General features: G+C 65.9%; 2 protein-coding genes and 1 pseudogene. All 3 read right to left on the bottom strand.

Features of this window, described 5'->3' with window-relative positions; translation table 11 throughout:
- A partial coding sequence (rpoB, locus tag ACTS11_RS03590) for a DNA-directed RNA polymerase subunit beta (protein ID WP_442638972.1) occupies positions 1-3,409 on the bottom strand: 3,409 nt, incomplete at its 3' end.
- 271 nt (positions 3,410-3,680) lie between these two features.
- On the bottom strand, positions 3,681-4,058 hold the full coding sequence (gene rplL / locus ACTS11_RS03585; protein ID WP_442638971.1) for a 50S ribosomal protein L7/L12: 378 nt from the start codon (positions 4,056-4,058) through the stop codon (positions 3,681-3,683).
- A 63-nt stretch (positions 4,059-4,121) separates the two neighbouring features.
- Positions 4,122-4,357 (bottom strand): annotated as a pseudogene (locus tag ACTS11_RS03580) (50S ribosomal protein L10); the annotation flags it as partial.

Raw genomic sequence — 4,357 nt, 5'->3', positions numbered from 1 at the left:
ACGGCACGCCGAGCGGGTTGAGAACGAAGTCCACGGGCGTGCCGTCCGCGAGGAAGGGCATGTCCTCCATCGGGACGACCTTGGAGATGACGCCCTTGTTGCCGTGGCGGCCGGCCATCTTGTCGCCGGGCTGGAGCTTGCGCTTCACCGCGATGAAGACCTTGACCATCTTCATCACGCCGGGGGGCAGGTCGTCGCCGCGGCGGACCTTCTCGACCTTGTCCTCGAAGCGGTGATCGAGGGCGCGCTTCTGCGCCTCGAACTGCTCGTGGAGCGCCTCGACCTGGGCCGCGTCCTTCTCGTCGCCGAGGGCGAGCTGCCACCACTGGCCGCGGCTCAGGGTTTCGAGAAGCTCCTCGTTGATCTCGGAGCCGGCCTTGATGCCCTTGGGACCCTTCACCGCGGTCTTGCCGAGGATCATGGACTTGAGGCGCGCGTAGATGTTGCGCTCGAGAATGGCGAGCTCGTCGTCCCGGTCGCGGGCGAGGCGCTCGACCTCCTCACGCTCGATCTGGAGCGCGCGCTCGTCCTTCTCCACGCCGTGGCGGTTGAAGACGCGCACCTCCACGACCGTGCCGAAGTCGCCCGGCGGCAGCCGGAGCGACGTGTCGCGCACGTCCGAGGCCTTCTCGCCGAAGATGGCGCGGAGGAGCTTCTCCTCCGGCGTCATCGGGCTTTCGCCCTTGGGCGTGATCTTGCCCACGAGGATGTCGCCCGGCCCGACCTCGGCGCCGATGTAGACGATGCCCGCCTCGTCGAGGTTGCGCAGCGCCTCCTCGCCGACATTGGGGATGTCGCGGGTGATCTCCTCGGGCCCGAGCTTGGTGTCGCGGGCGGCGACCTCGAACTCCTCGATGTGGATCGAGGTGAAGACGTCGTCGCGCACGATGCGCTCGGAGATCAGGATCGAGTCCTCGTAGTTGTAGCCGTTCCACGGCATGAACGCGACGACCACGTTCTTGCCGAGCGCCAGCTCGCCCATGTCGGTCGAGGGACCGTCCGCGATGACCTCGCCCTTGCGGACGGTGTCGCCCACCTTCACCAGCGGACGCTGGTTGATGCAGGTGTTCTGGTTCGAGCGCTGGAACTTGCGCAGGCGGTAGATGTCCACGCCGGCGTCGCCGAGCGTGAGATCCTCCGTCGCGCGGACAACGATCCGCTGTGCGTCGACCTGGTCGATCACGCCCGCCCGGCGGGCCTGGATCGCGGCGCCCGAGTCGATGGCGACCTTGGCCTCGATGCCCGTGCCCACGAAGGGCGCGTCCGCCTGCAGAAGCGGCACGGCCTGACGCTGCATGTTCGAGCCCATGAGCGCGCGGTTCGCGTCGTCGTTCTCGAGGAACGGGATGAGCGAGGCCGCGACGGACACGAGCTGCTTGGGCGACACGTCGATCAGGTCCACGTTCTCGCGCGGCGCGAGGGTGTATTCGCCCGACTGGCGGGTGTTCACCATCTCGTTGATGAAGCGCCCGTCCTCGCTGAGATTGGCGTTCGCCTGGGCCACCGTGTGCCGCATCTCCTCGGTGGCGGACATGTAGACGACCTCGTCGGTCACCTGCGCGCCCTGCACCTTGCGGTAGGGGGTCTCGATGAAGCCGTACTTGTTCACCCGCGCGAAGGTGGCGAGCGAGTTGATCAGGCCGATGTTCGGACCTTCCGGCGTCTCGATCGGGCACATCCGGCCGTAGTGCGTCGGATGCACGTCGCGGACCTCGAAGCCCGCGCGCTCGCGGGTCAGACCGCCGGGGCCAAGCGCCGAGAGACGGCGCTTGTGCGTCACTTCCGACAGCGGGTTGGTCTGGTCCATGAACTGGCTGAGCTGCGAGGAGCCGAAGAACTCGCGGACCGCGGCGGCGGCGGGCTTGGCGTTGATCAGGTCCTGCGGCATGACCGTGTCGATCTCGACCGACGACATGCGCTCCTTGATCGCGCGCTCCATCCGCAGCAGGCCGACGCGGTACTGGTTCTCCATCAGCTCGCCGACCGAGCGCACCCGGCGGTTGCCGAGGTGGTCGATGTCGTCGATCTCGCCCTTGCCGTCACGCAGCTCGACCAGCGCCTTCACGCAGGCGATGATGTCCTCCTTGCGGAGCGTGCGCTGCGTGTCCTCGGCGTCGAGGTCGAGGCGCATGTTCATCTTCACGCGGCCCACGGCCGAGAGGTCGTAGCGCTCGCTGTCGAAGAAGAGCTGGTCGAACAGCGTCGAGGCGGCCTCGACGGTCGGCGGCTCGCCCGGGCGCATGACGCGGTAGATGTCCATCAACGCGCTCTCGCGGTTGAGGTTCTTGTCCATCGCCATGGTGTTGCGGATGTAGGGGCCGACGTTGATGTTGTCGATGTCGAGCACCGGGATCTCGGTGATGCCCGCGTCCATCAGCTCCTTCAGCGTGCCGCCCGAGACCTCGCCGTCGCGGTCCGTCTCCCAGGTCAGCTCGTCGCCGGCCTCGACGTAGATCGCGCCGGTCTCCTCGTTGATGATGTCCTTGGCGACGTAGCGGCCGACGATCTGGTCGAAGGGAACCAGGATCTCCTTCACCGAGCCTTCGTCGATCAGCTTCTTCACCGCGCGCGGCGTGATCTTCTTGCCGGCCTCGGCGATCACCTCGCCGGTGGCGGCGTCCACGATGTCGTAGGTCGGGCGGGTGCCGCGCACGCGCTCGGGGAAGAACTTGGTGACCCAGCCCTTCTTCTTGTCGAGCTTGAACGTCACCGTGTCGTAGTAGGCATCCATGATGCCTTCCTGGTGAAGTCCCAGCGCATAGAGCAGAGTCGTCACCGGAAGCTTCCGGCGGCGGTCGATGCGCGCGAAGACGATGTCCTTGGCGTCGAACTCGAAGTCGAGCCAGGAGCCGCGGTAGGGAATGATCCGGCAGGCGAAGAGGAGCTTGCCCGAGGAATGGGTCTTGCCCTTGTCGTGGTCGAAGAACACGCCGGGGCTGCGGTGCATCTGGCTGACGATGACGCGCTCGGTGCCGTTGACGATGAAGGTGCCGTTCGGCGTCATGAGCGGCATGTCGCCCATGAACACGTCCTGCTCCTTGATGTCCTTCACGGACTTGGCGCCGGTGTCCTCGTCGACATCGAACACGATCAGCCGCAGCGTCACCTTCAGCGGCGCGGCATAGGTGAGGTCGCGCGCCTGGCACTCCTCGACGTCGAACTTGGGCGCCTCGAGTTCGTACTTCACGAACTCCAGCACCGCGGTCTCGTTGAAATCCTTGATCGGGAAGACCGACTGGAAGACACCCATGATGCCTTCGCCTTCGGTGGGCTTTTCCTTGTCGCCCGACTGGAGGAACAGGTCGTAGGAGGACTTCTGCACCTCGATCAGGTTCGGCATCTCCAGCACTTCGCGGATCTTGCCGTAGAATCTGCGGATACGTTTCTGGCCTGCGTAGGTCTGAGCCATGCTCTCGCGCACCTTTCCCATGTCTCGCGCGGCTCTCTCGCCGCCGGGGCCTCGGCGGAGGGCTCGCAAGATCAAGACGTGGCGGATCAATCCGTCTGCCGTCCCACCGGCAGACCCCGATCCCCTTGCCTCCGTCTTGGAAAACACCCCCGCAAGGGGCCCTTTCCAAGACGCACCCGCTCAAGACGCGGGCGGCTGGACCCGGATTTCTCCGGGCCCAGCCCTGTCTCTGCGTGGCGGCGGGCCGTTTCGGCCCCGTCCCGCCCTGGCCTCAGGCCAGATCGACTTCGGCGCCGGCCGCGACGAGCTTGGCCTTGATGTCCTCGGCTTCCGCCTTGGAGACGCCTTCCTTGACCTTGCCGCCGGCTTCCACGAGGTCCTTGGCTTCCTTGAGGCCGAGGCCGGTGATCGCGCGCACTTCCTTGATCACGTTGATCTTCTGCGCGCCGGCGTTCTTCAGGACGACGTCGAATTCGGTCTTCTCTTCCTCGGCGGGGGCGGCGTCGCCACCGGCGGGACCGGCCATCATCACCGCGCCACCGGCGGCGGGCTCGATGCCGTATTCGTCCTTGAGGATCTGCTTGAGTTCCTGGGCCTGAAGGAGCGTCAGGTTAACGATCTCTTCGGCGAGTTTCTTAAGATCAGCCATTTGTCAGGTTCCGTATGTAGGATTGTGTTCCAACGCCGCAAGGTGCGGGTCTCAGGGGATGCCTTACGCGGCCTCCGCCCTCTCCTCGATGGTGGACAGGATGGAAGCGATGTTCGAAGCAGGTGCGCCAATGGCCCCGGCGATGTTCGCGGCGGGTGCCCCGATGCAGCCGACGATGGAAGCGATGAGCTCCTCGCGCGACGGCAGCTTGGACACGGCCGTGACACCGGCGCGGTCAAGGACCTTCCCGTCCATGGCTCCGCCGAGGATCACGAACTTGTCGTTCGCCTTGGCGTAGT

The sequence above is a fragment of the Roseicyclus sp. genome (assembly GCF_052168335.1).
GTDB lineage: Bacteria > Pseudomonadota > Alphaproteobacteria > Rhodobacterales > Rhodobacteraceae > Roseibacterium.
This window is presented reverse-complemented; position numbering and strand designations above follow the sequence as displayed.